The 25,935-nt window shown below is 75.4% G+C and carries 26 protein-coding genes; 18 read left to right on the plus strand and 8 right to left on the minus strand.

The genetic code is table 11. From position 1 onward, the window contains the following. Positions 1 to 168: 168 nt before the first annotated feature. The gene (gene glgX / locus JOE68_RS20405) at positions 169 to 2,292 is read right to left on the minus strand and encodes a glycogen debranching protein GlgX (protein WP_204843895.1); all 2,124 of its coding nucleotides are present in this window, start codon (positions 2,290 to 2,292) and stop codon (positions 169 to 171) included. Positions 2,293 to 2,435: 143 nt separating this feature from the next. Here glgX and JOE68_RS20410 point away from each other — a divergent pair, with 143 nt between their 5' ends. From JOE68_RS20410 to JOE68_RS20425, 4 genes are all read left to right on the plus strand, one after another. After that, positions 2,436 to 3,212 carry an ABC transporter ATP-binding protein gene (locus JOE68_RS20410; protein ID WP_204846201.1) on the plus strand — a complete coding sequence of 259 codons (777 nt, stop codon included), beginning with the start codon at positions 2,436 to 2,438 and terminating at the stop codon, positions 3,210 to 3,212. A gap of 254 nt (positions 3,213 to 3,466) precedes the next feature. Next, positions 3,467 to 4,246: an enoyl-CoA hydratase/isomerase family protein gene (locus JOE68_RS20415; protein WP_204843896.1), complete on the plus strand. Its 780-nt coding sequence runs from the start codon at positions 3,467 to 3,469 to the stop codon at positions 4,244 to 4,246. Further along, entirely contained in the window at positions 4,236 to 5,192 is a 957-nt protein-coding gene (locus tag JOE68_RS20420) for a class I SAM-dependent methyltransferase (protein ID WP_204843897.1), read from the plus strand. The genes JOE68_RS20415 and JOE68_RS20420 overlap by 11 nt, the downstream gene beginning before the upstream one ends. Continuing rightward, entirely contained in the window at positions 5,193 to 6,347 is a 1,155-nt protein-coding gene (locus tag JOE68_RS20425; protein ID WP_204843898.1) for a THUMP-like domain-containing protein, read from the plus strand. It begins immediately after the preceding gene. Here JOE68_RS20425 and JOE68_RS20430 read toward each other — a convergent pair. After that, positions 6,321 to 7,265, minus strand: coding sequence for a nucleoside hydrolase (locus JOE68_RS20430; protein ID WP_204843899.1), 945 nt, complete (start codon positions 7,263 to 7,265; stop codon positions 6,321 to 6,323). The two genes, JOE68_RS20425 and JOE68_RS20430, sit on opposite strands and share 27 nt — an antisense overlap. Here JOE68_RS20430 and JOE68_RS20435 point away from each other — a divergent pair. Together JOE68_RS20435 and JOE68_RS20440 are read left to right on the plus strand one after the other, a co-directional pair. After that, positions 7,258 to 7,485 carry a hypothetical protein gene (locus tag JOE68_RS20435; RefSeq protein WP_204843900.1) on the plus strand — a complete coding sequence of 76 codons (228 nt, stop codon included), beginning with the start codon at positions 7,258 to 7,260 and terminating at the stop codon, positions 7,483 to 7,485. The genes JOE68_RS20430 and JOE68_RS20435 overlap by 8 nt on opposite strands. Then, positions 7,482 to 8,243, plus strand: a complete 762-nt coding sequence (locus tag JOE68_RS20440) for an acyltransferase (RefSeq protein WP_204843901.1) — start codon at positions 7,482 to 7,484, stop codon at positions 8,241 to 8,243. The genes JOE68_RS20435 and JOE68_RS20440 overlap by 4 nt, the downstream gene beginning before the upstream one ends. Positions 8,244 to 8,455: 212 nt before the next feature. On the opposite strand, the gene JOE68_RS20445 is transcribed toward JOE68_RS20440, so the two are convergent. The 3 genes from JOE68_RS20445 to JOE68_RS20455 all read right to left on the minus strand — a co-directional run bounded on the left by JOE68_RS20445 (position 8,456) and on the right by JOE68_RS20455 (position 12,181). After that, on the minus strand, positions 8,456 to 9,706 hold the full coding sequence (locus JOE68_RS20445) for a glycosyltransferase family 4 protein (RefSeq protein ID WP_204843902.1): 1,251 nt from the start codon (positions 9,704 to 9,706) through the stop codon (positions 8,456 to 8,458). 265 nt (positions 9,707 to 9,971) lie between these two features. Next, positions 9,972 to 11,438: a 1,4-alpha-glucan branching protein domain-containing protein gene (locus tag JOE68_RS20450; RefSeq protein ID WP_204843903.1), complete on the minus strand. Its 1,467-nt coding sequence runs from the start codon at positions 11,436 to 11,438 to the stop codon at positions 9,972 to 9,974. Then, complete coding sequence (locus JOE68_RS20455; protein WP_204843904.1) at positions 11,435 to 12,181, minus strand: class I SAM-dependent methyltransferase; 747 nt, start codon at positions 12,179 to 12,181, stop codon at positions 11,435 to 11,437. The genes JOE68_RS20450 and JOE68_RS20455 overlap by 4 nt, the downstream gene beginning before the upstream one ends. Before the next feature lie 317 nt (positions 12,182 to 12,498). Here JOE68_RS20455 and JOE68_RS20460 point away from each other — a divergent pair, with 317 nt between their 5' ends. Genes JOE68_RS20460 through JOE68_RS20470 form a run of 3 tightly spaced genes read left to right on the plus strand, consistent with a single transcriptional unit; the run spans position 12,499 to position 14,898 of the window. Further along, entirely contained in the window at positions 12,499 to 13,527 is a 1,029-nt protein-coding gene (locus JOE68_RS20460) for a coiled-coil domain-containing protein (protein WP_204843905.1), read from the plus strand. Next, positions 13,524 to 14,120 (plus strand): OmpA family protein, encoded by a 597-nt coding sequence (locus JOE68_RS20465; RefSeq protein ID WP_204843906.1) that lies wholly within the window; start codon positions 13,524 to 13,526, stop codon positions 14,118 to 14,120. Before JOE68_RS20460 ends, JOE68_RS20465 begins: the two co-directional genes overlap by 4 nt. A gap of 7 nt (positions 14,121 to 14,127) precedes the next feature. Then, positions 14,128 to 14,898 carry a hypothetical protein gene (locus JOE68_RS20470; RefSeq protein WP_204843907.1) on the plus strand — a complete coding sequence of 257 codons (771 nt, stop codon included), beginning with the start codon at positions 14,128 to 14,130 and terminating at the stop codon, positions 14,896 to 14,898. Between the two features lie 19 nt (positions 14,899 to 14,917). Here JOE68_RS20470 and JOE68_RS20475 read toward each other — a convergent pair whose 3' ends face one another. Together JOE68_RS20475 and JOE68_RS20480 are read right to left on the minus strand one after the other, a co-directional pair. Then, positions 14,918 to 15,061, minus strand: a complete 144-nt coding sequence (locus tag JOE68_RS20475; protein WP_204843908.1) for a hypothetical protein — start codon at positions 15,059 to 15,061, stop codon at positions 14,918 to 14,920. 49 nt (positions 15,062 to 15,110) lie between these two features. Beyond that, a complete protein-coding gene (locus JOE68_RS20480) occupies positions 15,111 to 15,977 on the minus strand; it encodes a DegV family protein (RefSeq protein WP_204843909.1) in 867 nt (288 codons plus the stop codon). A gap of 291 nt (positions 15,978 to 16,268) precedes the next feature. On the opposite strand from JOE68_RS20480, the gene JOE68_RS20485 reads away from it, so the two are divergent. From JOE68_RS20485 to mnmA, 7 genes are all read left to right on the plus strand, one after another. Continuing rightward, positions 16,269 to 17,051: an electron transfer flavoprotein subunit beta/FixA family protein gene (locus tag JOE68_RS20485; protein WP_204843910.1), complete on the plus strand. Its 783-nt coding sequence runs from the start codon at positions 16,269 to 16,271 to the stop codon at positions 17,049 to 17,051. Between the two features lie 17 nt (positions 17,052 to 17,068). Continuing rightward, positions 17,069 to 18,028 (plus strand): electron transfer flavoprotein subunit alpha/FixB family protein, encoded by a 960-nt coding sequence (locus tag JOE68_RS20490; RefSeq protein ID WP_204843911.1) that lies wholly within the window; start codon positions 17,069 to 17,071, stop codon positions 18,026 to 18,028. Positions 18,029 to 18,172: 144 nt separating this feature from the next. Beyond that, on the plus strand, positions 18,173 to 18,946 hold the full coding sequence (locus JOE68_RS20495; protein ID WP_204843912.1) for a GNAT family N-acetyltransferase: 774 nt from the start codon (positions 18,173 to 18,175) through the stop codon (positions 18,944 to 18,946). After that, positions 18,943 to 19,815 (plus strand): lysophospholipid acyltransferase family protein, encoded by an 873-nt coding sequence (locus JOE68_RS20500; protein WP_204843913.1) that lies wholly within the window; start codon positions 18,943 to 18,945, stop codon positions 19,813 to 19,815. The genes JOE68_RS20495 and JOE68_RS20500 overlap by 4 nt, the downstream gene beginning before the upstream one ends. A gap of 178 nt (positions 19,816 to 19,993) precedes the next feature. Further along, entirely contained in the window at positions 19,994 to 21,379 is a 1,386-nt protein-coding gene (locus JOE68_RS20505; protein ID WP_204843914.1) for an MFS transporter, read from the plus strand. Continuing rightward, entirely contained in the window at positions 21,379 to 22,575 is a 1,197-nt protein-coding gene (locus JOE68_RS20510; RefSeq protein ID WP_204843915.1) for a cysteine desulfurase family protein, read from the plus strand. Before JOE68_RS20505 ends, JOE68_RS20510 begins: the two co-directional genes overlap by 1 nt. A 5-nt stretch (positions 22,576 to 22,580) precedes the next feature. After that, positions 22,581 to 23,663, plus strand: a complete 1,083-nt coding sequence (gene mnmA, locus JOE68_RS20515; RefSeq protein ID WP_204846202.1) for a tRNA 2-thiouridine(34) synthase MnmA — start codon at positions 22,581 to 22,583, stop codon at positions 23,661 to 23,663. Between the two features lie 84 nt (positions 23,664 to 23,747). Here mnmA and JOE68_RS20520 read toward each other — a convergent pair whose 3' ends face one another. Beyond that, the gene (locus JOE68_RS20520) at positions 23,748 to 24,248 is read right to left on the minus strand and encodes a DUF6584 family protein (protein ID WP_204843916.1); all 501 of its coding nucleotides are present in this window, start codon (positions 24,246 to 24,248) and stop codon (positions 23,748 to 23,750) included. 41 nt (positions 24,249 to 24,289) lie between these two features. Between JOE68_RS20520 and JOE68_RS20525 the strand changes: the two genes are divergently transcribed. Together JOE68_RS20525 and JOE68_RS20530 are read left to right on the plus strand one after the other, a co-directional pair. Beyond that, a complete protein-coding gene (locus tag JOE68_RS20525; protein ID WP_204843917.1) occupies positions 24,290 to 25,465 on the plus strand; it encodes a hypothetical protein in 1,176 nt (391 codons plus the stop codon). Positions 25,466 to 25,531: 66 nt separating this feature from the next. Continuing rightward, on the plus strand, positions 25,532 to 25,909 hold the full coding sequence (locus JOE68_RS20530; protein ID WP_204843918.1) for a hypothetical protein: 378 nt from the start codon (positions 25,532 to 25,534) through the stop codon (positions 25,907 to 25,909). The last annotated feature ends 26 nt before the right edge of the window (positions 25,910 to 25,935 follow it).

The raw sequence follows: 25,935 nt of genomic DNA on the forward strand, positions 1-25,935 counted from the left end.
GTCGGGCTACACCCGCACGACGCCACCAGGAGCAGGTCGACCGTGCGGTCGCACCACGTGAACAGGGGTTGGGCCACAACCGCATGGTGGCACGGCCGCAACCCCTCCGCCCGTGCTCCCACCAGCTAGGATCGCCTCGGTCACCGAGCCGGTCGGAGCCCGCGGTGCTCAGCCCGAGGCCGCCGACTCGGGGCTGCGCAGCAGCAGCAGGGAGCGCGCCGGCAGGGTCACCACCCGGCCGGGGAACAGGGCTCCCGCTTTCGCCGGCGCGCCGTCCGCGGTGGTCGAGTCGATCACCGGTTCGAATCGCGACCCGTAATCCGGACCCGGCAGGGTGACCGGGAGCGCGGTCGCGCCCGAGTGCAGCAGCAACAACCACGAGTCGTCCGAGACCAGTTCGCCCTCGCGGGTCCGCGACAACGACGTGGAACCGTCGATCCACATTCCCAGGAATCGCCGACCCTCGTCGAACCAGTCGGTTTCCGCCATTTCCTCGCCGTCCGCGCGGAACCACACGAGGTCCGGCGCGCCGGACGGCGTGGTGCGCCCGTCGAAGAACTCCGGCTGCCGCAGCGCGGGGCTGCCCGCCCGCACGGCGATGACGCGCCGGGCGAACGCGAGCATCGACTCGCCGTCGCCGGAGAGCTGCCACCCCACCCACGAGGTCTCGTCGTCCAGGCAGTAGGCGTTGTTGTTGCCCCGCTGGGTGCGCCACAGCTCGTCGCCCGCGGTCAGCATCGGCGTCCCGGTGGACAGCAGCAGCGTGGCCAGCAGGTTGCGCGCCTGCCGCCGGCGCAGCGCCAGCACCTCCGGGTCGGTGGTCTCGCCCTCGGCGCCGCAGTTCCACGACCGGTTGTCGTTGGTGCCGTCCCGGTTGTCCTCGCCGTTGGCCTCGTTGTGCTTGTCGTTGTAGGACACCAGGTCCCGCAGGGTGAACCCGTCGTGGGCGGTCACGAAGTTGATCGACTGCCACGGCCGGCGCAGGTCGTCGGCGTACAGGTCGGAGGAGCCCGAGAGCCGGTAGGCCAGGTCGCGCACGCCGGTGTGCCCGCGCCAGAAGTCCCGGACGGTGTCGCGGTAGCGGCCGTTCCACTCCGCCCACTGCACCCCGAAGTCGCCGACCCGGTACCCGTCGCCGGTGGCGTCCCACGGCTCGGCGATCAGCTTGCACCGGGACAGCACCGGGTCCGACGTGATCGCCGTCAGCATCGCCGAGGCCCGGTCGAACCGCCCGCCGCCGGGCCGCCCGAGCGTGGACGCCAGGTCGAACCGGAACCCGTCCACGCCCAGCTCCGTCGCCCAGTACCGCAGCGAGTCCGCCACCAGCCGCACGACCAGCGGCGACCCGGCCTCCAGGGTGTTGCCGCAGCCGGTGATGTCCAGCGTGCCGCCGCCCTCGATGTGCAGGTAGTACCCCGGCGCGTCGAGGCCCCGGTAGGACAGCGTGGGCCCCTCCGGGCCGCCCTCGCAGGTGTGGTTGAACACCACGTCGAGCAGCACCTCGATGCCCGCGGCGTGCAGCGCGGCGACCATCGTCCGGAACTCCTCCACCTCCCGCCCCGGCTCGGCGGCGTAGCCGGGGTGCGGCGCGAAGTAGTTCAGCGGCGAGTAGCCCCAGTAGTTGTGCCGCCCGCCCCGGATCAGCGCGGGCTCGTCGACGAACGCGTGCACCGGCAGCAGCTCGACCGACGTCACGCCCAGCCGCGTCAGGTGCTCGATCACCGCCGGGTGCGCCAGCCCCAGGTAGGTGCCGCGCAGGTGCGGCGGCACGTCGGGGTGCTGCCGGGTGAAGCCCCGGACGTGCAGCTCGTAGACCACCGCCTCCTGGAACGGCACGTCGGGCTTGACGCCGGTGTCCGGGCCGCCCGGCGAGGTCACCACCGACAGCGGCACGCTGCCCAGCGAGTCGACCGGCGACGGCGGGCCCAGCATCGGGTCGTCGACGTAGCCCAGTGCCGCGCCCAGGTCCGACAGCCCGCCCGTGATCTGCCTCGCATAGGGGTCCACCAGCAGCTTGGCCGGGTTGCACCGCAGCCCGCGCGCCGGGTCGTAGGGCCCGTGCACGCGGTACCCGTACCGCTGGCCCGGTGTGATCCCGGCCACCGTGCCGTGCCAGACGCCGAAGGTGCGCTCGGTCAGCTCGACCCGCTCCTCCGAGCCGTCTTCGCTGATCAGGCACACCTCGACCGCGTCGGCGGGCGCGGCGGAGACCGCGAAGCGCACACCACCGGCCTCGGGGTGCGCCCCGAGGGGGAAGGGCCTGCCGGCGAGCGGGGAGGAGTCCACAGCCATACCGGGGATCTTCCCAGGATCCGCCGCCGGGTTGGGGATGGGAGACCTGCCGCCCCCGCGCGTCGGGCGTTGCACGAGAATGGGGGCGGCGAGGCGTCGACGGGGCGAGGGCAGGCGTGGAAAACGAAGATCTGGTCATCCACATGCAGGGTGTTTCGGTTCGACGGGGCGGGACCACGCTGGTCGGGGACGTCGACTGGGACGTCGAGCTGGACGAGCGGTGGGTCGTGCTCGGGCCCAACGGCGCGGGCAAGACGACGCTGCTGCGGCTCGCCGCGGCGGAACTGCACCCCACCAGGGGCCTGCTGCGGCTGCTGGGCGAGCGCGTCGGCAGGACCGACGTCTTCGAGCTGCGCCCCCGCATCGGCCTGTGCTCGGCGGCGCTGGCCGGCCGCGTCCCGGCCGACGAGAAGGTGGTCGACGTGGTGGTCAGCGCCGGGTACGCGGTGCTGGGCCGGTGGCGCGAGGAGTACGACCGGCTGGACACCGGCCGCGCCCGGGAGCTGCTGCTGCAGCTGGGCGCCGAGCACCTGGCCGACCGGGCCTTCGGCACCCTGTCCGAGGGCGAGCGCAAGCGCGTGCTGATCGCGCGGGCGCTGATGACCGACCCGGAGCTGCTGCTGCTCGACGAGCCCGCGGCGGGCCTGGACCTGGGCGGCCGGGAGGACCTGGTGGCGCGGCTGTCCGACCTGGCGATGGACCCGGACGCGCCGGCCTCCGTGCTGGTCACCCACCACGTCGAGGAGATCCCGCCGGGGTTCACGCACGTGCTGCTGCTGCGCGAGGGCGCGGTCGTGGCGCAGGGCCTGCTCGACGACGTGCTGACCGAGGAGAACCTGTCCAAGACGTTCGGCCAGCACCTGGAGCTGCAACGCTCCGGCGACCGCTACTTCGCCCGCCGCAAGCCCTCCCACGACTGACTCCGATCCCCTTCCGTCCGCGCGTACCACCCTCACCCGACAGGATCGGCACCCCGACCCACCAGGCGCCCAGGGGAGCTACCCAGAGGTAACGTGCTCCCGGGACCACCACGCGAGGCCGCGTCGGCAGGTCGAGCCTCATCCCGCTCCGACCGAGCCGAAGGCCCGATCGGAGCGGGATCAGGCTCGACCTGCCGACTACAGGCGGCCGAGCCCGCCGCGACGGAGTCGCGGCCATTGGACACGGAGGACTTGTGGCTGAGTTCGTGAGGCTCGACGTCGAGGGCGGCATCGGGACCATCCGGCTGGACCGCCCGCCGATGAACGCGCTGAACAGGCAGGTCCAGGAGGAGATCCGGGCGGCGGCGCAGGAGGCGGCGCGGCGCGACGACGTCTACTCGGTGATCGTCCACGGCGGCCCGAAGGTGTTCGCGGCCGGCGCGGACATCAAGGAGATGGCCGAGCTGTCCTACGCCGAGATGGCGGCCCGCGCCGGGTCGTTCCAGTCGGCGCTGCGCGCGGTCGAGGAGATCCCGAAGCCGACGGTGGCCGCGATCACCGGCTACGCCCTGGGCGGCGGGTTCGAGCTGGCGCTGTGCGCGGACCGGCGGATCGCGGGCGACAACGCCAAGGTCGGCCAGCCGGAGGTCCTGCTCGGCGTCATCCCCGGCATGGGCGGCACCCAGCGGCTGCCGCGCCTGATCGGCCCGTCGCGGGCCAAGGACATCATCTACACCGGCCGGTTCGTCGGCGCCGAGGAGGCGCTGCGGATCGGGATGGTGGACGAGGTCGTCGCGCCGGACGACGTCCTCGACGCGGCCCGCCGCTGGGCCGGGCAGTTCGTCAACGGCCCGGTGCGCGCCTACGCCGCCGCGAAGGCCGCGATCGACGGCGGCCTGGACACCGACCTGGGCAGCGGCCTGAAGCTGGAGAGCCAGCTGTTCGCGGCGATGTTCGCCACCGAGGACCAGAAGGCGGGCATGGCCTCCTTCCTGGCCAACGGCCCGGGGAAGGCGGAGTTCAGTGGTCGCTGACCCGAAGCCCAACCCGCACGCCACGGCCGAGGAGGTGCGGGCGGCCTACGCGGACCCGAAGCTCGCCAACGTGCTCTACCACGACTGGGAAGCCGGCACGTACGACGAGAAGTGGTCGATCTCCTACGACGAGCGCTGCATCACCTACGCCACCGACCGGTTCCGGGCGGTGGCGGGCGGCACGGGCCCCTACGAGCACGCGCTCGAACTGGGCTGCGGCACGGGGTTCTTCCTGCTCAACCTGATGCAGGGCGGCGTGGTCCGCAAGGGCTCGGTCACCGACCTGTCGCCCGGCATGGTCGAGGTGGCGCTGCGCAACGCCGACGGGCTGGGGCTGCCGGTGGACGGCCGCGTCGCCGACGCCGAGCGCATCCCCTACGACGACGACACGTTCGACCTGGTCGTCGGCCACGCGGTGCTGCACCACATCCCGGACGTCGAGGCGGCGCTGCGCGAGGTGCTGCGGGTGCTCAAGCCCGGCGGCCGGTTCGTGTTCGCGGGCGACCCCACCGACATCGGCAACTTCTACGCCCGCAAGCTCGGGCAGCTGACCTGGTGGCTGACCACCACCGTCACGAAGCTCGAACCGCTCACCGGGTGGCGCCGACCGCAGGCGGAGCTGGACGAGTCCTCCCGGGCGGCGGCCCTGGAGGCCGTGGTGGACCTGCACACGTTCGACCCGTCGGGCCTGGAGCGCACCGCGCGGGCGGCCGGGGCGACCGGGGTGCGGGCGGTGACCGAGGAGCTGTCCGCGGCGCTGTTCGGGTGGCCGGTGCGCACGTTCGAGGCGGCCGTGCCCAGGGAGAAGCTGGGCTTCGGGTGGGCGATGTTCGCCTACCGGACCTGGCAGCGGCTGTCCTGGGTGGACGAGAAGGTGCTCGCGAAGCTGCTGCCGCGCGAGGTCTTCTACAACGTCTCCGTGACGGGCGCCAAGCCGGTCGCCTGAATGGGGTACGAGTTCAGCCTCGACGACGTGGCGTACCTGCGTTCCGCCGCGGGGTGCGCCGCGCTGTCGGCGCTGGCGGACCTGCCGCTGACCCCGGCCTCCCGGCTGGCCGACGTGGCGCGGGCGCGCGCCGTCGCGCCGGACCGCTTCGCGGCGGTGCTGGAGACCCTGCTGCTGCGCCGCCGGGCGGCGGCCAAGGTGGACTTCGCCGACGGCCTGTTCACCGACGACGCGGTGCAGCAGGCCACGCCGCGGCCGGTGGCGCGGCACCGCGCCGAGCGGTTCGCGGGCCGCGTCGCCCACGACGTGACCTGCTCGATCGGCGCGGACCTCGCCGCGCTGCCGGAGGGCTCGTTCGGCTCCGACCTGGACCCGGTGCGGCTGGCGATGGCCCGGCACAACCTGCGCGGTTCCCGCGCCGTGCTGCGGGCCGACGCGCTGCGCCCGGTCTCGCGGGACGTCCCGGTGGTCGCCGACCCGGCGCGGCGCGACGCGACCGGCCGGCGCACCTGGCGGCCCGCGGACTTCGCGCCGCCGCTGGACGCGCTGGCCGCCGCCTACGCCGGCCGCGACCTGGCCGTGAAGTGCGCGCCGGGCGTCGACTTCGCGGTCGCGCCCTGGGCGGACGAGGTCGAACTGGTCTCCCTCGACGGCCAGGTGCGCGAGGCTTGCCTGTGGACCGGCGGCCTGGCGACCCCGGGCGTGTCCCGGCGGGCGTCGGTGCTGCGCGGCGACGGGTCGCGGTGGACGATCACCGACGCCGAGCCCGACGACTGCCCGGTCACCCCGCCCGCCGAGTGGCTGGTCGACCCGGACGGCGCGGTGGTGCGGGCCGGCCTGGTGCGCCACTACGCGGCCCGGCACGGCCTGGCGCAGCTCGACGAGCGGATCGCCTACCTGACCGGGCCCACCCCGCCGCCGGGCGTCCGGGCGTTCCGGGTGGTCGAGCACGGCCACTACACCGAGAAGGCGCTGCGGTCGGTGCTGCGGGCCCACGACGTCGGCAGCCTGGAGATCCTGGTGCGCGGCCTGGACGTGGACCCGAACGCCCTGCGCCGCCGGCTCAGGCTCGCCGGCGGCGCCGCGGCGACGGCCGTGCTGACCAGGATCGGCCGCACGCCGACCTACCTACTGGCGCACGCCGAGCGCACCTAGCCGCTCCAGCAGGAACGCGCGCAGGCCGTCGAAGTCGGTGTCCACCGCGATGTCGACGCCGCCGCCGGGCGCCTCCAGCCGCTCGTCCACCAGCAGCGCGCCCCGGCCGGGCCCGAACGCGCACTCCACGTCGACCGGGAACCGCCGGGTCGCCAGGACGCCGGGCCGGATCGCCTCGGCCACGGCGACGGCGTCGTGCACGACCAGCCCGTCCCAGCCGAGGACCCGGCGGTAGGTGGCGAGGTAGTCCGGCGTCAGGCCGACCAGCTTCGCGCCGATCCCGGAGGAGGCCGCCAGCCGCGCCAGCCACGCCGTGTCCACCGCGCACCGCCGGGTCAGGTCCAGCGGCACCAGGGTGACCGGCACCCCGGCGTCGACCAGCACCCGCCGCGCCGCCTCCGGGTCGCACCACAGGTTGAACTCGGCGGTGGCCGTGGTGTTGCCGCCCCGCACGCCGCCGCCCATGACGACCAGCCGCTCGATCTTCGCGGTCAGGCCGGGGTGCGCGGCCAGCAGCAGCGCGATGTTGGTCAGCGGCCCGATCGGCGCGATCGTCACCGGCCGCGGTGAGGCTTCCAGCAGGTCCTTGAGCAGGGTCACGGCGTCGCGCGCGTCCGGGCCGCGCGAGGGCTCCGGCAGGGTGTCGGCGAACCCGGACAGCCCGTCCGAGCCGTGCGCGGACGACACGTGCGGCTGGGGGTGCACCAGCGGTCGGGCGGCGCCCGCCGCGACCGGGACGTCCTCCCTGCCCACCAGGGCCAGCACCCGCAGCGCGTTGCGCGTGGTGAGCTGCGGCGACACGTTGCCGAACACGGTCGTGACGCCGATCAGGTCCACCTCGGGGCTGGCCGCGGCGAGGGCGAGGGCGAAGGCGTCGTCCACGCCGGGGTCGGTGTCGATGATGAGGGGGGTGGTCACGTCCGTCGATCCTGCCGCACCGCGCCGGCGGCGGTGCTCGCGGCGGGGCACGGCCTGGTCGCCTCGTCGGCCGGCCCGGGCGCGGGCGTGGTCGCCGGGGGACGAGGTCGAGCCGATCCCGCTGCGGGTGGAGCCGGGCAACGCCCCCGCCACGGCCCTCCACCTGCGCCACGGGTTCGTCGCGGCGCCGGGCGGGGTGCTGGTTAGAGTGCCCGCGTGACGAGCATGTGGGGCGCCCCCGTGTGGACCCGGTGGCGCCGGGCGCGACGCGATCCGGCGCAGGCGCGGTTCCTCACCGCGGCGTCCCTGAAGTGGGTCCTGCGCCACCGCGCGTACACGCCGTGGTACCTGGTGCGGTACTGGCGGCTGCTGCGGTTCCGCCTGGCCAACCCGCACGTCGTGCTGCGCGGCATGGTGTTCCTGGGCCGGAAGGTCGAGCTGCACTGCCGGCCGGGGTACGGGCGGCTGGAGATCGGGCGGTGGGTGCACATCGGCGACGGCAACGCCATCCGCTGCCACGAGGGCTCGCTGCGCATCGGCGACAAGGCGGTGTTCGGCAAGGACAACACGGTGAACTGCTACCTCGACGTCGAGATCGGCGCGGCGACCCTGATCGCGGACTGGGTCTACATCTGCGACTTCGACCACGTGACGGCCGACGTGAACCTGCCGATCAAGGACCAGGGCATCGTGAAGTCCCCGGTGCGGATCGGGCCGGACTGCTGGCTGGGCACGAAGGTCACCGTCACGCGCGGCACGCGGGTGGGCCGGGGCTGCGTGCTGGGCGCGCACGCCGTGGTGCGCGGCGACGTGCCGGACTTCAAGGTCGCGGTGGGCATCCCGGCGCGGGTCGTCAAGGACCGGCGGGAGGACTACGAGGCGGACGCGGTGCGCCGCGCGGCGGTCGCCGACATGGCGCGCAAGGCGCGCGAGGCGTTGGAGCGGTCGCGGCAGGGCGGCCCGGACGGGCAGGGCTGATCCGCCGGGACCGGCGCGGCGCCGGCGGTGCCCCCACCCGATCGGAGGGTGCCCGGCCGGGTGATACCGGCGCCCTCCCGCGGCCCCTGCGACGCCGACCGCCGCGGGTGGGACCCGCCGCGCCCGTCCGGCGCTCCGCGCCGCGCCAGTCGGGTCGGGCCGGTGCGGGTCGAGCCGCGGGTCGGGCCGGTGCGGGCGGCGGGCCGCGCGGGTCAGAGGAAGGCGTTGCCGGTGGCGATCTTGGGGCGGCCCAGCGGGGCGTGGTCGCGGCGGGTGGCGCGGCGGTAGAGGTCGGCGGTGCCCGCGGCGATCCCGGACCAGTCGAAGTCGGTGGCCAGGCGGGCCTTGGCGGCCCGGGCGCGGCGGGCCGCCGAGGGGCGGTCGTCCAGCACCGAGCGCACCGCCGACGACAGGGCCTCGACGTCGCCCGGCGCGAAGGACAGGCCGGTCACGCCGTCCACCACGACCTCGCCGAGCCCCCCGGCGGTGGAGGCCACCAGCGGCGCCCCGGCGGCGGCGGCCTCCAGCGCCACGATCCCGAACGGCTCGTAGCGGCTGGGCAGCACCACCGCGTCCGCCGCCGCCAGCAGCGCCGCCAGGTCGCGGTCGGGCAGGTGGCCGGCGAACCGCACCGCCCGCCGCACCCGGTGCTTGCGGGCCTGCTCCTCCAGCCACCCCGCGTGCGTGCCGCCACCGGCCACCACCAGGCGGGCGCCCCGGTGCGCGCGGCGGATGCGGGGCAGGGCCGCGATCAGGTCCTGCACGCCCTTCTCCCACTCCAGCCGCCCGAAGAACAGCAGCAGCGGCGCGCCGTCGGGCGAGTGCGCCGCGCGGGCGGCGGCGACGTCGGCCGGGCGCACCCGCCACCGCCGCGGCTCGATGCCGTTGTGCAGCACGGTGATCCCGGCCGGGTCGACCTCGAACAGGTGGGCCGCCTCGGCGCGCATCGCCGCCGAGCAGGTGATCAGCGCGTCCGCCCGGTTGGCCAGCCACCACTCCACCGAGTGCACCTGCCGGTTGAGCGGCTGCGACAGCCACCCGCCGTGCCGCCCGGCCTCGGTCGCGTGCACCGTCGCCACCAGCGGCGCGCCCGCGGCCTCGGCCAGCGCGATCGACGGGTGCGCCACGAGCCAGTCGTGCGCGTGCACCACGTCCGGCCGCCACCCGCGCAGCAGGGCCAGCCCGGCGCGGGTCATCGCGTGGCCCATCGCCAGCGTCCACGCCACGAGGTCGCGCTCGAACACCAGGTGCGGCGGGTCCTCGGCCACCCGCACCAGCCGCACGCCCTCCACCACCGCGTCGGACGCGGGGTGGGTGACGGCGTCGGTCCCGGCCGGCTGCCGGCACAGCACGACGACCTCGTGCCCCAGCGCGGCCAACCGGGTGGCCAGCGCGTGCACGTGCCGGCCCAGCCCGCCCACGACGACCGGCGGGTACTCCCACGACAGCATCAGCACGCGCACGCCGCATCCTCGCATTTCCTCGGTGCCCTGCGATCAACCGGAGGGGGAGCCACCACGCCGACCCCGGTGCACGGGGTGCTGCTCCGCGCCGCGCTGCTCGCGATCGGGTTCGCCGTAGGCCGCCGGGCGCGCGGGAGGCGGGCCGGGCCGGTCTGACCGGCCGACGCCGCCGGCCGGTCGGGGTCCCACCCGGTCGTGCGGGCGCGGGTCGACCGGCCCGGTCCGGCCGCCGAACGCGTCGAGGGGCGCGTCGGCTCCCGGGCCATCAGGCGAGCCCCCGCGCGTCGAGGTGGCCGAACGGCCCGTCGACCCGGCGCAGCTCGGCGGCCCGCGCGCGGCCCCGCCCGCGCCGCAGCAGGGCGGCCAGCTCGGCGAAGCGGTCGGCGTGCGCCTTGGCGCGGTAGCGGGCGTAGTCGGCGGCGGAGTCCTTGGTGACCATGAACGCCCAGTCGCTGGACAGCGCCAGCAGCGCCTCGCGCACGGCCTGGTCGGCGACCGGGTCGCGGGTCGCGCCGGACAGGTCCAGGCCGAGCAGCTCGCGCTGCACGCCCGCGTTGAGGTCCACCAGGTCGGCGACCTGCGGGCCGTTCCACACGTGCCAGTCCTTGCCCGCGCCCCACGACGACGGGTGGATCTCCACCGGGTCGCCCACGTGCCCGGCCTCCACCGCGCCGCGCAGGGTCGTCACGCCGACCCCGGCGGCCGGCAGCGCCCGCAGCACCGCCTCCAGCCACGCGGGCCCCTCGTGCCACCAGTGCCCGTACAGCTCGGTGTCGTACGCGGCGACGACCAGCGACGGCCGGCCGTGCCGCTCGCGCAGCGCCCGCAGCCGGCCCACCACCGTGTCCACGAAGTCGGCGGCGTGGCGCCGCACGGCCGCCGCCGCCGCGAGCGGGTCGTAGGGCTTCTTGTCCTGCGGCGCGACGTGGACCCCGGTGACCCGGGACGGCTTGAGCCCGCTCGGGTGGTCGTAGGTGTGGAAGTCGCGGTAGGCCGGGTCGCCGGGGTAGCCGACCCTCGGCGACCAGACCCGGTAGGTCACCTCCAGGTCGCGCCCGAAGCACAGCACGTCCGACCCGCCCACCGGGCGGGCCGCCGCCGTGTCGCCGCGCAGCGACGGCCCGTCGACCAGGAACCGCCGCACGCCGGCCGCCGCGTACCCCTGCTCCAGGCCCGGCGCGTAGGCGCACTCGGGCGCCCAGATGCCCTCCGGCGCGCGGCCGACCCGGAGCCGGGTGTCGGCCAGGCCGGTGCGCAGCGAGAACGCCCGCACCGCCGGGTCCAGCAGCGGCTGGAACGGGTGCGCCGCCGGTCCGCCCAGCAGCTCGACGACCCGGCCGTCCACCAGGGGCCGCAGCAGCGGGGAGAAGCCGTGCCGCCAGCGGGCCTCGAACCGCTCCAGCGCCCACCGCGACGCGCGGTGCTCGCGGGCGGCCAGGTCGGGCAGCCGGGGGCTCGCGCCGTGCGCCCGCAGCTGCCAGTCGCCCAGCCAGTCGTGCAGGCCGCGCAGGCAGTACGGGTCGTCCAGCTGCGCGGCCAGGACCGGCGTCACGCCCAGCGTCAGCACGTCCTCGCGGCCCTCGGCGGCGAACCGCTCCAGCAGGTCCACCACCGGCAGGTAGGAGTGCGCCCACGCCTGGTACAGCCATTCCTCGCCGACCGGCCAGGCGCCGTGGTGCGCCAGCCACGGCAGGTGGCTGTGCAGCACCAGGCAGAACGTGCCCTCGGTCATGCGCGGACCGCCACGGCCACCAGGTCCAGCGACGCGTCCAGGTCGTCGGGGGACAGCTCGAAGTCCGCGCTGCGCACGCCGCCGACCGCCGCCAGCAGGTCGGGCGGCCACGGCCCGCCGCCGACCGCGACCGCCACCTGGGCGTCGATGACCGAACCGCCGAAGCGCGCGTCCAGCTCGCGCAGCCGGGGGCCGTGCCGCAGCCCGGCGAGCCGCTCCACCGCCAGCCCGGCGCCCGTGAGCAGCCCGACCAGCTCGGCGGCGGACAGCTCCCGGGTGTGGAACGGGTTGAGCGGGGTGTCCCGGCCGGGGGAGAAGGTGATCCGGTTGGGCGTGGTCACCAGCAGCCGCCCGCCGGGCCGCAGGACCCGCGCGCACTCGGCGAGGAAGCCCTCCTGGTCCCACAGGTGCTCGATGACCTGCAGGTTGGCCACCACGTCGACGCTCGCCGCGCGCAGCGGCAGCGCCGCCAGGTTGCCGCGCAGCACGGCCAGCCCCGGGTAGGCCCGCGCCGCGTGGGCGGCGGTCGCCTCGTCGTAGTCCAGGGCGACCACCCGCGCGGCGCTGCGGGCGATCAGGGCCGCGCCGTAGCCCTCGCCGCAGCCGGCCTCCAGCACCACCGCGCCCGCGCAGTGGTGCACGAGGTCGAGGTAGGCCGCCTCGTGGCGGCGGAACCAGTAGTTCTCGACGGCGATCCCGGGCACGGTGCGCTCACCGGTCAGGGGCAGCGGCTCGACGGTCACGCGATCAGGGTAGTTGTCCGTTACTCGCGGGTAGCCATCGCCTGCCGCATCGGGTGTCACTGTTTCGTGTGAACTTTGTCGGCGGTGATTACCGGAAGCCCGGTGCGGCACGCATTCCCGCGTACTAACCCCTTTCCTGGAGAATGACACTATCGAGTGACGTGGGCACTTGTCCCGTTGATCTACTATTCTGTTGTTTGCGCAGACAGGCGGCTTGGGCCGGCCGGTGGCACGGCGGGCCGCCGGGCCTCTCCGACGCTGGTTCAGCCCTCTCACGCTGGGTATCCTCGGTCAATCTTCGAACGAGTGGGGCGGCCATGAGTGCGAAAGAGCCGGAGATTGTTCCGCTGCACGCGGATTTCGACGTCGTGTACCGCGGTTTCCACCGCCGACAGGTGATCGAGCACATCGAGAGCCTGGAGGAGCAGCTGCGCTTCACCAGCGTGGACCGTGCCGAGGCGTTGGCGCAGGCGGCCGACCTGCGCAAGCTGCTGGAGATGACCAGACTCGACCTGGAGGAGGCGCGGGCCAGGGTGGAGCGGCTGGAGATGTCGCCCAACACCACGGCCGGCGCGACCGAGCGCCTGCACCGGATGCTGCTGCTCGCCGAGGACGAGTCCGCCGAGGTGCGGCTGCGCGCCGAGCGCGACGCGGAGGCGCTGCGGCAGCGCACCGGGGTGGAGCTGGCCGAGCAGCGCAAGCGGGCCGAGGAGGAGATCGCCGCGCTGCGCGCCGCCGCCGAGGAGGAGGCGGCGCGGCAGCGGGAGGCCGCCGCCCAGCGGGCCGCCGAGCTGGGCCGGTTCGAGGTCGACCTGGACCGCCGGCGCGTCGAGGGCGAGGCCCACCTCCAGGCCCGGACCGAGGAGGTCGAGCAGCAGTGCGCGGCGGCCCTGGCGCAGGCCCGGGAGGACGCCGACCGCCTGCTGCGCGAGGCGGGCGAGCGGTGCGCGCAGCTGGAGTCCGAGTCCGAGGCCAAGCGGGTCAAGGCGAACAACTTCTTCGAGCTGACGATGACCAGGCGGCGCAAGGAGGCCGACCAGCAGTTCGCCGAGCAGGAGCAGCTCGCCAAGGCGCGCGGCGGCTTCCTGCTGGAGCTGGCCTGCCGGGAGGCGCGGCGGCGGATAGCGGAGATCCAGCAGGAGGCCGCGCAGCTGGACGAGCTGCGCCGGACCGTCGCCGACCAGCTCGCCGCCGCGCGCTCGGTGCTGGCGGCGGCGCAGGACCGGATGCCGGGCCCGATCCCGCAGCAGCAGTCGACGGACGCGGCGGTCGTGGCGCCCGCGCCCACCGCGGCGCGGGCGGCGGAGGGGCCGGGCGTGGCGGACGGGGAAAGGGTCGGCGCTTGATCCGCGCGGGGCTGCCGATCGCGCCGCTGGTCGTGGGCACGGTCGTGGTGCCCGCGGCGATGACCGCGTTCGGCTTCTCGGTCTACGGCGACGAGCTGAGCGGTGTGCTGTCGATCCGGTCGGCGTCCACGTCGGCCGGCCTGCGCGTCGCGCACCCGACCCGGCGGCCGGTGCCGGTGCGGCCCACCGAGGAGCCGCTGGCCGGCACCGCGTCCCCGGCGTCGGCCGCGCGGTCGCCGGAGTCGGTCCGGCGGCAGGTCGCGGAGCTGTTCGCCCGCCACGGGACCGCCGGCGTCGAGTTCGCGCCGGGCGGCGCGGACTGCGCCGGGCGCTGCGCGGAGGTCCTCCGGGAGCTGGCGGTCCTGCTGCGCGGCGCGCCCGGCGCCCCGGTCGCGCTCGTCGCGCACGCGTGGGACGGGGAGGCGGCGGACCGCCGCGGCGTCCCGCCGGCCGCGCGGCGCGCCGAGCTGGTGAAGCGGTCCCTGGTCGCGCGGGGCGTGCCGGAAGAGGCCATCAGCACGCGGGTCGCGGTCGACCCGGTGTGGGGTCCGCCGTCCGCGGGCGGGCCGCACGTCGACGTGCTCGTCGGGTAGGAGCGTCATGTCAGGTGCGGTCGCGTTCGTGTTCGGGCTGTGCGCCCTGTCCTTCGCGGCGGGTTGCGTGCTGACGGCGTGCATGCTCCGGCGCGAGCCGGAGCCGCCGGAGCCGGAACCGGTCGCCGAGCGGCCCGAGCCGCCGAGGCTGGACCTGCGCTGGCCGCCGGAGGACTACGCGACCAAGCCGATCCACCGCAACCCGGTGGTGGGCCTGCCGCTGTCGGCCCCGCCCGCCGAGCAGGTGCGGCCGGCGCTGACGCTGGTGCCGTCCCCGGACGCCGGGGACGGCGAGGAGACTGCGGCCGGCGAGGACGACCGCGCCGGGCAGGAGCGGGAGGACGAAGTCCGGTTGACCGCCGACGCGCACGCCGGGGTCGAGGGGTGCGGGGCGCCCGCGGCGGAGCCGCCGGCGCGACGGGAGTCCGAAGCGCCTGTCGAACCCGCGCCCGTGCCGCCGGCGCCGGTCGACGGGGCGCCCGCGCCGCCGGGAGCGGACGCCGAGCCGCCGCTGCGGGTGCTGCCGGCGGTGCCGGAGTCGGCGGTGGCCGGGTCGGGGGCGCCGGACGGGTCGTCACCGGCGCTGTCGGTGCTGCCCGCGCACCCGGAGACCGGGTCGCCGCCGGTGCTCTCGGTGCTGCCGGAGCCCGGGGAGCGGGCGGACCCGCCGGTCGAGGAGGAGTCCGACCCGGCGCCGCCGGTCCCGTGGTCGGGAGCAGGTGGTCCGGGCCACCGCCTGCCGCGCTCCTCCGGGACGACCGGGTTCCGGGACGGCTAGGCGGCGGCGCCGACCGCGCTCAGCGCTTGCGGAACTTCCGCAGGAGCTGCTGGGCCTTGACCTTGTTGCGGGGGTCCCGGGCGGCGTGCTTGAGCTGCTCGGTGACCCGCCGGCCCTGGGGGCTGCGGGCGAAGGCGGTGATCCTGCTCAACAGCGATGCCATGCTCTCTCCTTTCCCCACCAGGGCAACGAGCAAACCCCACCCGGAGTTCCTAAACCGGCGAAACGGTCACCCCGACCGCCCCCGGACCGAGGTGCGCGCCGACGGCCGAGCTGACCTGGGTGACCAGGAACCGCCGGACGTCGGGCAGCCTGGACCGCAGCTGGTCGAGCACCGACCGGGCCCGCTCCGGCGCGCCGAAGTGCTCGACGGCGATGTCCACCTGGCCGCCGCCGGCCCGCCGCACCGCGATGTCGATCATCTTGCGCAGGGCGCGCTCCCCGCCGAGCACCTTCTCCAGCGGCGCGATCCGCCCGTCCGCCACGGTCAGCAGCGGCTTCATCGACAGCGCGGACCCCAGCAGCGCCGCCGCCGCGCCGATCCGCCCGCCGCGCCGCAGGTACTCCAGGGTGTCCACGTAGATCAGCTCCGAGCTGCGGTCGGCGCTGCGCCGCGCGGCGGCGAGCACGCGGTCCACGTCGGCGCCGACCGCCGCGGCCGTCGCCGCCGCCACGACCGCGTACCCGAGGCTCATGCCGCACGTCCGCGTGTCCACGACGTGCACCGGCACCCGCGCCTGCGCCGCGGCCTCGCGGGCCGCCTCCGCGGTCCGCGACAGCGCGGTGGACACGTGCAGCGACACGATCGCCCGCACGCCCGAGGTCGCCAGGTCGGCGTAGGACCAGAAGAACGCGCCGGGGTCGGGCGGCGCGGTGGCGACGTCGAGCTGGTCGCGCATGGCCTCGCCCAGCTCCGCCAGCGGCACGCGGGCCTCGTCGTCGACCCGGTCCCCGATGCGGACCTGGAGCTGCACGACGGTGACCCCGAGCTTCTCGGCCAGCTGCGCCGGCAGGCACGCGGTGGAGTCGGTGACGACCGCTACGCGCCCGGCCGGTCTGCGTGTGTCGGATCTGGGCATGTGTCCGGACCCTAGCCGAGCGGCGACCCGGTTCGTAACGCTGCCAAGGGCACGCACGATGTCATTCCAATGGCCTTATAACGCTTGTGGGGATCGTCACGCGCTATGGGTGCTAGCTGCTGCTTGCACCCCTGCTACTCGCGGGTAACATTCGGGTGGCAGACACCACCATGCCATTGCCGTGCTGACATGGCAGGGTCACGATTCACACTGGAACACCCGGCGACCGGTCGCAGGCCACCACGCCGCCCGATGACTCGCCGCCCGTCCGCAGGAGGTCGAAGAGGACCCATGAACATTGTCGTCCTGGTCAAGCAGGTGCCCGACACCTGGTCCGAGCGCAGGCTCTCCGACGCCGACCACACCCTCGACCGAGAGTCCGCGGACGCCGTGCTCGACGAGATCAACGAGCGGGCGGTCGAGGAGGCGCTGCTGCTCCAGGAGGCGCACGGCGGCGAGGTGACCGTCATCGCGATGGGTCCCGACCGCGCCACCGACGCCATCCGCAAGGCGCTGTCCATGGGCGCGGACAAGGCGATCCACGTCAGCGACGGGGCCCTGCACGGGTCCGACGCGCTGACCACCGCCAAGGTGCTGGCCAAGGCCGTCGCCACGGTCGAGGGCTTCGACCTGGTGATCGCGGGCAACGAGGCGACCGACGGCCGCGCGGGCGCGGTGCCCGCCATCCTGGCCGAGCTGCTGGGCCTGCCGCAGGTCACCCAGGTCCGCAAGCTGTCCGTCGAGGGCGGCGTCATCACCGCGGAGCGGGAGACCGACGAGGGCCTGGCCTTCCTGGAGGCGAACCTGCCCGCCGTGGTCAGCGTGAACGAGAAGATCAACGAGCCGCGCTACCCCTCCTTCAAGGGCATCATGGCGGCGAAGAAGAAGCCCGTGACGACGCTGACGGTGGCGGACCTCGGGCTGGACGCGGGCGAGGTCGGCCTCGGCGCCGCGTGGTCGCAGGTGCTGGAGGCGGCTCCCAAGCCGCCGCGCAGCGCCGGTCAGCGCGTCGAGGACTCGGGTGACGGCGGTTCCAGGATCGCCGAGTACCTGGTCGGCCAGAAGCTCATCTGAAGGCGAGGAGCGAACGAATGTCTGAGGTCCTGGTCCTCGTCGACCACGTCGACGGCGAGGTCAAGAAGGTCACCCATGAGCTTCTATCCGCCGCGCGCCGTCTCGGCGAGCCGTCCGCGGTGGTGGTCGGACCGCCCGGCGCCGCGGGCAAGGTGAAGGAGTCCCTGGCCCGCTACGGCGCGGCCAAGGTGTACGCGGCGGAGTCCGAGGACGCCCTGAACCACCTCGTGACGCCGAAGGTGGACGCGCTGGCGGCCGTCGCCGCCACCGCCTCCCCGGCGGCCGTGCTGGTGTCGGCGACGCTGGAGGGCAAGGAGGTCGCGGGCCGGCTGGCCGCGCGCCTGGGCTCCGGCCTGCTCTACGACGTGGTCGACCTGGACGGCGAGGGCGTGGCCACGCAGTCGATCTTCGGTGGCGCGTACGCCGTCAAGTCCAGGGTCTCCGCCGGCGTCCCGGTCATCGCGGTGCGCCCCGGCGGCGTGGAGGCCGAGGAGGCGCCCGGCGACGCGGTCGAGCAGGCCGTGGAGCTGCCCGCCGCGGACGCGGCCAAGGTGACCCGGGTGACCGGCCGCGAGCCGGTCGTCGGCGGCGACCGCCCCGAGCTGACCGAGGCGTCGGTCGTGGTCTCCGGTGGCCGCGGCGTCGGCTCGGCGGAGAGCTTCGCCGTCGTGGAGCAGCTGGCCGACAGCCTGCACGCGGCCGTGGGCGCCTCGCGCGCCGCGGTGGACTCCGGCTACTACCCGCACCAGTTCCAGGTCGGCCAGACCGGCAAGACGGTCTCGCCGCAGCTGTACATCGCGCTGGGCATCTCCGGCGCGATCCAGCACCGCGCGGGCATGCAGACGTCCAAGACGATCATCGCGGTGAACAAGGACGCGGAAGCGCCGATCTTCGAGATCGCCGACTTCGGCGTGGTGGGCGACCTGTTCGCGGTGGCCCCGCAGCTCACCGAGGAAGTCGCCAAGCGCAAGGGCTGATCGTTTTCCCGGAAAGGGCCGCGACCGCTTTCGGCGGTCGCGGCCCTTTCCGCATTCCCGCGCACCAGGGTTTCACCGACCTGCCACCGATGCGTCATGGGAACGACCTGCTGTCGGTCGCCGTCGGGTCGGTACACCAGACCCATGACGCAGCCTCAACTGCTTGTCAGCACCGGGGAGACCGCCGCGGCCGACGCGCCGCGCTACTCCCTGCTCGTCGCCCGCGACAGCGCCGAGGTGGTGGCCGCGCAGAAACTGCGGCACCAGGTCTTCGCCGGTGAGATGGGCGCGACCCTGCACTCCCCGATCGCCGGCCACGACGTCGACGCCTTCGACGAGCACTGCGACCACCTCGTGGTGCGCGACGACCGCACCGGCGAGATCGTCGGCACCTACCGGATGCTCCCGCCGGACCGCGCCGCCGCGGCGGGCCGGCTGTACTCCGACACCGAGTTCGACCTCGCCAACCTCGCCGACCTGCGGCCCTCCGTGGTGGAGACGGGCCGCTCCTGCGTGCACCCCGACCACCGCAACGGCGCCGTGGTGTCGCTGGTGTGGGCCGGCATCGCCCGGTACATGCTGCTGTCGGGCCACTCCTGGCTGGTGGGCTGCGCCTCGGTGCCGCTGCACGAGGGCGGCTCGTACGCCGCGGGCGTGTGGGACCAGGTGCGCGCCAAGCACTACGCGCCCGAGCGGTACCGCGTCACGCCGCTGCGCCCGTGGGACGTGGACGCGGCGCCGCGGCCCGCGAAGGCCGTCCTGCCGCCGCTGCTGAAGGGCTACCTGCGGCTGGGCGCGTGGGTGTGCGGGCGGCCGGCGCTGGACCCGGACTTCGGCGTGGCGGACCTGCTGGTGCTGCTGGGCATGGAGCACGTCGACCAGCGCTACCTGAAGTTCTTCCTGGGCGAGACGTCGTGAGCGCCGCCCACGCGTGGATGCCCGTCTCGCCCTGCGGCGACGGGTGCGTGGACCGCACGTCCGCGGGGGTGGGCGCGTGGCGCGTGTTGTGGCGGGTGTGCGCGGCGGTGACCGTGCTGCTGTGCGGCGCGCCGGTGGCCGCGGTGGCGCTGGCGACCCGCGGCCGGATCCGGGAGGCGGTGCTGCGGCGCTGGTTCCGCGCCCTGGTGCGGGCGTTCGGCGCGCGGCTGTCGGTGGTGGGCGGCCCGCTGTTCCAGGCGACGCCGGGCCGCGGGGTGCTGGTGGTGAGCAACCACGTGTCGTGGCTGGACGAGCTGGCGATCGACGCGGTGCAGCCGATCCGGATGGTGGCCAAGCGGGACATCCGGGACTGGCCCGTGCTGGGCCGGCTGATCACCGCGGCGCGGACGGTCTACCTGGACCGGGAGCGGCTGTCGCTGCTGCCCGGCACGGTGGCCGAGCTGGCCGCGGCGCTGCGCGAGGGCGCGGCGGTCGGCATCCACGCGGAGGGCACCACGTGGTGCGGCCTGGCGTCCGGGCGCTACCGGCCCGCGCTGTTCCAGGCGGCGCTGGACGCCGGCGTCCCCGTGCGGCCCGTCGTGCTGCGCTACCTGGTGGCCGGCGCGCCGACGACCAGGGCGGCGTTCGTCGGGTCGGACACGCTGGTGGACTCCCTGCGGCGGGTGCTGCGGACGCGCGGGCTGGTCGTCGAGGTGCACGTGCTGGACGAGGTCGCGCCCGGTCGCGCCGGCACCCGGCGGGAGCTGGCCGCGCTGGTGCAGGGCGAGGCCGAGCGGGTCCTCGGCGGCGCCCTGCCGGTGCCCGCGCAGCGCGTGCACGGGACGAGCGCGCAGCGCCAGGCGGCGTGACGCCGCACGAGCCACGGCGGGGGCGCGGTCGCCTACGCGCCCCCGCCCTGCCCGTGCCGGGAGGCGCGCGGGGGTGCGGGTCGCCCGTCCCGCCTCGCGCGCCCGGCGGTGTGAGCGCGGTCGTACCGGGCCATATCGCCTTGACCTGGACCCAGGTCGAGGTTGAAGACTCTGCGTCGTGACGACGACCGGTGCGGGGAACGAGTCGGGGACCTCGGGCAGGGGCAGGCTGTGGGCGCCCGAGCGGCGGGGGCCCACGGCCGGGATAGTCCTGCTCGTCACCCTGCTGGCGTTCGAGAACATGGGCGTCAGCACGGCGATGCCGCGCATGGTCGCCGAGCTGGGCGGCGACGAGCTGTACGCGTGGCCGTTCCTGGCCTTCCTCGCCGCCAGCGTGGTCGCCACCGTCCTGTCCGGCCGGCTCAGCGACCTGCGCGGGCCCCGGCCCAGCCTGCTGGTCGGCCCCGCGACGTTCCTGGTGGGCCTGCTGGTCGCGGGCACGGCGCAGGACATGGCGCAGCTGCTGCTCGGGCGGGTGCTCCAGGGCCTGGGCGGCGGCGCGCAGGTGGTCGCGGTCTACGTGCTGATCGGGCTGGTCTACCCGGAGCGGGACCGGCCGGCCGTGTTCGGCCTGCTGTCCAGCGCCTGGGTGGTGCCCTCGCTGGTCGGCCCCGCGCTGTCGGGGTGGCTGACCGAGACGCTGTCCTGGCGCTGGGTGTTCCTCGGCCTCGCGCCGCTGGTGCTGCTCGGCGTGCTGCTGCTGGTCCCGGTCCTGCGCAGGCTGCCCGAGCACCGGTCGGACCCGGACCGGCGCCGGGGGCTGCCGACGGCCGCGCTGGCCGCCGGCGCGGGCGTGGTCGGCCTGAGCTGGGCCGCCCAGCACCCGTCCGGGGTGAACCTGCTGGTGGGCGCGGCGGGGTTGGCGGTGCTGGCGCCCGCGCTGCGCGTGCTGCTGCCCCGGGGCACGCTCCGGGCCCGTCCCGGGCTGCCGGCGACGATCCTGGCGCGCGGGCTGCTGGCCGGGTCGTTCTTCGCCACCGAGGCGTTCATCCCGCTCACCCTCACCGCCGTGCACGGCTACTCGGCCATCGCCGCCGGCATCCCGCTGACGCTGACCGCGATCGGCTGGTCCAGCGCCGCGTGGTGGCAGTCCCGCAAGCCCGACGTCCCGCGCGCCAAGCTCGTCCGCTGGGGGTTCGCGCTCAACGCGGTGGGCATCGCCGGGGTGACCCTCATCGCACCGCCCTGGGGCCCGGCGTGGATCACACCCCTGCTGTGGGCCACGGCGGGCGCGGGCATGGGGCTGGCGATGTCGAGCCTGAGCGTGCTCACGCTGGGCGCGTCCAGTGACGTCGACCGGGGCTTCAACTCCGCGGCGCTGCAGATCAGCGACATGCTGGGGTCCGCGCTGCTGGTCGGCCTGGGCGGTGTGCTGGTCGCCACGTTCGCCTCCACGCAGGCCCCGACGGCGGCCGTCGTGCCGTTCGACCTGCTGATGGCGGGTGTCGCCGTCCTCGGTGCCGTGCTCACCCGGCGACTGGGCCGGGCTACCCTGGACGACTGATGGCCTACTTCGACCATGCCGCCACGACCCCGGTGCTGCCCGCGGCGATCGAGGCGATGACCAGGGCGTTGTCCACCACGGGCAACGCCTCGTCGCTGCACACCTCGGGCCGGCGGGCGCGGCGGGCGGTCGAGGAGGCCCGCGAGGACATCGCGGACGCCCTGGGCGCGCGGCCCTCCGAGGTGATCTTCACCAGCGGCGGGACGGAGAGCGACAACCTCGCGGTCAAGGGCCTGTACTGGGCGCGCCGCCGCGCGGGCCGCCGCCGCGTCGTGGCCTCCAGCGTCGAGCACCACGCCGTGCTGGACACCGTGCAGTGGCTGGCCGAGCACGAGGGCGCCGAGGTCACCTGGGTCGAGCCGGACGCGCTGGGCCGGATCACGCCCGGCGCGCTGCGCGACGTGCTGGACGACGACGTGGCGCTGGTGACGGCCATGTGGGCCAACAACGAGGTCGGCACGATCAACCCGGTGCGCGAGCTGGCCGCGGAGGCCGCCGCGCGCGGCATCCCGTTCCACACCGACGCCGTGCAGGCGATCGGCGCGGTGCCGGTGGCGTTCGCCGAGTCCGGCGCGAGCGCGCTGACGCTGACCGGGCACAAGATCGGCGGCCCCTACGGCGTCGGCGTGCTGCTGCTGGGGCGGGACGTGCCCGTGACGCCGCTGCTGCACGGCGGCGGGCAGGAGCGGGACGTGCGGTCGGGCACGCTGGACGTGCCGGCCATCGCCGGCCTCGCCGCGGCGGTGCGCGACGCGGTCACCGCGCAGCTGGCGCGGGTGGGCGAGCTGGCCGCGCTGCGCGACGAGCTGGTCGCCGCGGTGCGGCGCGCGGTGCCGGAGGCGGTGCTCAACGGCGACCCGGTGCACCGGCTGGCGGGCAACGCGCACCTGACCTTCCCCGGCTGCGAGGGCGACAGCCTGCTGATGCTGCTGGACGCCAAGGGCGTCGAGTGCTCGACCGGGTCGGCGTGCACGGCGGGCGTCGCGCAGCCGAGCCACGTGCTGCTGGCGATGGGCGTGGACCCGGTGTCGGCGCGCGGCTCGCTGCGGTTCTCGCTCGGCCACACCTCGACCGCCCAGGAGGTGCGGGAGCTGGCCGAGGTGATCGGACCGGTGGTGGAGCGGGCCCGCACGGCGGGCATCGCGGGGTTGAGGCGGCTCGCCGGCGCGGGCCGCCGGCCCCGGACGGAGGTGTGAGCGGGATGCGGGTGCTGGCGGCGATGAGCGGCGGGGTGGACTCCGCCGTGGCCGCGGCGCGGGCGGTGGCGGCCGGGCACGACGTGACCGGCGTGCACCTGGCGCTGTCGGCGAAGCCGGGCACGTTGCGCACCGGCGCGCGGGGCTGCTGCACGATCGAGGACGCGCGGGACGCCCGCCGGGCCGCCGACGTGCTGGGCATCCCGTTCTACGTGTGGGACTTCGCCGAGCGGTTCACCGAGGACGTGGTGGAGGACTTCGTCGCGGAGTACGCGGCGGGCCGCACGCCCAACCCGTGCCTGCGGTGCAACGAGCGGATCAAGTTCGAAGCGCTGCTGGACAAGGCGATCGGGCTGGGCTTCGACGCGGTGTGCACCGGGCACTACGCCCGGCTGTCCGCCGAGGGCGGCCGGCCGGAGCTGCGGCGCAGCGCCGACGACGGCAAGGACCAGTCCTACGTGCTGGCCTCGCTGACCGACGAGCAGCTGGCGCACGCGCTGTTCCCGCTGGGCGGCTCGACCAAGGCCGAGGTCCGGGCGGAGGCGGCGCGGCGCGGCCTCCAGGTGGCGGAGAAGCCCGACAGCCACGACATCTGCTTCATCCCCGACGGCGACACGCGGGGCTTCCTGGCCGGGCGGCTGGGCGAGCAGCCCGGCCTGCTGGTGGACGACGCGACCGGCGCGGTGCTGGGCAGGCACGCCGGCGTGCACGAGTTCACCGTGGGCCAGCGCAAGGGGCTGGGCATCGACGCGCCCGCGCCGGACGGCCGCCCGCGCTACGTGCTGTCGCTGGAGCCGGTGTCGGGCACCGTCCGGGTCGGCTCGGCGGAGCGGCTGGCCGTGACCGAGATCGTGGCGCACCGGCCGGTGACCCGGGTCGATTTCGACGGGCCGGTGGAGTGCGTGGCGCAGGTCCGCGCGCACGGCGGGTGCGCGCCGGCCGTGGCCGAGCTGGTGGGCGGCGAGCTGCTGGTGCGCCTGCGGGAGCCGCTGAGCGGGGTGGCCCCGGGCCAGGCGGTCGCGGTGTACCGGCCGGACGCGGCGGGCGACCTGGTGCTGGCCAGCGCGACCATCGGCGCCACGCGCTGATCCCGGGCCGCCCGTTCGACAGGGCGGCCGGGTCACCCTTCCGACGCAGCGGGCCGCCCAGCCGGCGTGGCGGCCGGACCGCGCCTACCCGGCGAACCACCGGACGACCCACAGGACGAGGGTCACCGCGCCGACCACGAAGCACAGCAGCACCAGCACCACGCCGAGCAGCACCAGGGCGTTGACGACCCACGAGGAGTCCCGGTCGTCGGCCGCGGCGAGGTCGGCGCGCACCCGCTCGGCCACCGCGCCCCGCAGCGCCAGCAGCCTCGTCCGCGCGGTCTCCGCGGTCGCCTCGCCGCCGACCCAGTTGAGCGCCGCGAGGCGGGCCTCGGGCGTGCGGTAGGCGCGCTCGAAGGCCGCCACCTCCCGCTCGTCGCGCTCGTCGGACAGGTACGCCCACCGGCCGGCCTGCGCGGTGTCGCCGAGCGCGCGGTAGACCTCGGCGAGCCGCTCCCGCAGGTCGAGCCGGTCCGGGAAGCTGGTGACGAGGCCGACCAGCCGTTGCCGGGCCCTCAGCACGCTGGCCAGGTCACCGCGCTCGACCTCCTCGGCGGCCTTGCGCAGCGTCAGCTCGACAGGCATGACCCCCATCGTCCCAGCGGGCGCAACCGTAGGATCGGCGGGTGATCGGGGTGTCGGTGGTCGCGTTCGGCCTGGCCTGGTGGCTGGGCCTGTACCTGCTGGCGCGCGACCCGCGCAAGCCCGTGCTGCGGCGCGCTTCCGCCGGTCTCGTCGCGTACGCGGCGGCGCTCGCGCTGCCCGTCCCGCCGGTCGTGCTGGCGGTGCCGGCGGTGGCCTGGACGGGCGCGATCGCGTGCGGCCTGGCCCCGCGCCACGACCGCTGGTGGCGGTGGGGCGCGGCGCCGCTGCTGGTCGTCGCGTGGTTCCTGCCCGCGGTGGTGCTGGCGCCGCTGGCCGCGGCGCTGGCCCTGCACCTGCGCGCGCGGCGGACGCTGCTGGGCGTGGCGACGCTGATGTTCCTGCTCGGCTCGGCCCTGGTGCTGACCGGGCCGGCGCCGCCGGTGTGGCTGGTCGCGGCGATCGGGGTGGACCTGCTGCTGTTCGGCGTGCTGGTGGCGGTGCGCGACGCGTTCGAGGAGGGCGAGGCGATCCGGGCGGACCTGGCGCGCTCGCTGGCCGCGTCGGCGGGCATGGCGCTGGTGTTCGGCGGCCAGGTGGCGCTGTTCCTCGACGACCGGCTCGCGCCGCTGCTGTACGGGACGGTGGCGGCGGCGATCGCGTTCCAGGTCCTGGCCAACCCGCTGGCGGCGCTGGTGGACCGGGTCGCGGTGCCTGCGGTCGCCGCCGAGCGGGCCGAGCTGCGCGAGGCCGCCGACGCCCTGCCGCGCCGCGCGCCGCTGGCCGACGAGGCGGATTTCGCGAAGCTGACCAGGCGCGCCCTGAGCAGTTACGGCGATCTCGGGAAACTGGTCGCCAGCCCCCTGGTGGACCTGCCGGTGATCACTCGGCGGCTCGCCGCGCGGGGCGCCCCGGACCAACCGCTGGAACGCGCCGCGGAATTGAAGGCGCTGCTCCTGGAGAGCATCCAGCGGCTCAAGCCCCGGGACGGCGACTTCGGCACCAGCGACGAATGGCGGCACTACAACGCGCTGTACTTCTACTACGTGGTCGGAATTCGACCCTACTCGCGCCGGACCAAGCGGGAGGACCTGGACGCGGTCGGTCGCCGGGCGCTGGCGTGGTTCGTCGACCAGGTGCCGGAGCGGACCCTGCACAACTGGCAGAACGCGGGGGCGAAGCTGGTGGCCGCGGACCTGTCCGCCCAGGTCGTGCCCTGAGAACCGGCAGTCGCCGGCAGTGTTCGCCGTCGTGCCGGCAGTGGATCGGGCCCTAGCTTCGGGGCCATGACGACAACTGCTGCGAACACCGACGGCTTCCTCCGCTTCGCCCTCAGGCTCGACGGCGTCGCCTCGGGCGGACTGGGGCTGCTGGCACTGCTGGTCGACGCCCCGCTGGGGTTGCCGCGTGGCCTCGTGATCGGCCTCGGCGCATTCCTCGTCGCCTACGGGGCGGGTGTTTTCCTGCTCGGCACGCGGCTGGTCCGCCCGTTGGTCGGCGTGGTCGTGATCGGCAATTTCGTGTGGGTGGTGGACAGTTTCCTGACCGCCTTCGCGGGGTGGTTCCCGGTGACCGGCTTGGGCGTTTTCCTGATCGTGGCGCAAGCGGTCGCCGTGCTCGGTTTCATCGTCCTGCAGGTGATCGGTCTGCGCCGCGCGGCCTGACCGACCGCACCCCCTCGGCGCGCGGC

The sequence above is a fragment of the Saccharothrix algeriensis genome, from assembly GCF_016907655.1.
Taxonomy (GTDB): Bacteria; Actinomycetota; Actinomycetes; order Mycobacteriales; family Pseudonocardiaceae; genus Actinosynnema; species Actinosynnema algeriense.